Annotated in this window: 1 protein-coding gene; it reads right to left on the bottom strand. The window is 43.6% G+C overall.

The features are described 5' to 3' along the window. Positions 1-50: 50 nt before the first annotated feature. Positions 51-890, bottom strand: coding sequence for an Rpn family recombination-promoting nuclease/putative transposase (locus ACYQ3Q_RS28270; protein WP_459931718.1), 840 nt, complete (start codon positions 888-890; stop codon positions 51-53). Positions 891-1,064: the final 174 nt, after the last annotated feature.

Here is a 1,064-nt window from a genome sequence, read left to right as displayed (position 1 = left end):
ATCTTGGGTCAGACCCCGAGGGAGCGACCGGATGGGAGGGCTTCCCTCAATCAGTTTGATAGTTCTGCTTTGAGCTTCTGCACGGTTTCTAGGGGCAGATCGGTTATCTCAGCAATGTCTTCTAATGACAATCCTTTTTTTACTGCGTTTCGGGCTGCCTCCAACTTACCTTCTGCCTTACCTTCTACCTTGCCTTCTGCCTTACCTTCTTCTCTTATCCATTCTTCAATCTGGGTCATGCTTAACACCTCCAGTAATTTTTTCTTATATTCTTCGGGTAAGAATTTGTCAGTAATGGCTATGATGGATCCTATGACAAAGTCGGTTAATTTGGAATTGGCTGATTTGGCCAATTGAGCAGCTTTAATGGTCATCTCCGCTTCGGGTTGTTGACTCTTCATTAATGGCAGAAGTATCAGTTTCAATAGATCTACTTCTTCTAATTCCAGCCCTTGCCCAAGAAGGGTCTTTATCCTATAATATTCTGCATCACCGTCCATGCCCTTGAGAAAGACGTTGGTTACTCTGTAGCATAGCGATCCTTTTTCCAGTAGTTCGGAAGCACTTTCGATTCGACCTGAATATATTACGGCGGTGTTGACATCCATGTTGTGTCTCTCAACAAGTCTAGCTCCGTAGTAGGCAACCCGCCTCAGGAGGTCCTCAGGGACTGTGGTCTGGAATTCCAAGTGGAGCAGGGTATCATCTTCTAAGAGGAAAACAAAATCTACTCTCTTCTCTTTGGCCTCGACTACAGGTAAGACTGTGGACATGATGTCCACGATCTTCGCAGTCTTAAGCCCGAACACCTCTAGAGTCTTGTCCTTGAACATCGCTGCAGTGGCCTTCATGATAATATCGTTATTATGACCGCTGATCTCCGTTTCCAAATGACTATCACCTACCCCTTTGTAAATATTATACTATATCCTGCGCTGTTGAACTACAGGTTAAGTATTTTATTCAGAAACACATATACAATGTAAGAATATTGACTCTCTTTCTGTGAATGTAACACAACTGCATTGTGTTACATCTGAATTGTCAGAATCGTTTCCCACGAG

Source organism: Desulfosporosinus burensis (assembly GCF_054657535.1).
This window is presented reverse-complemented; position numbering and strand designations above follow the sequence as displayed.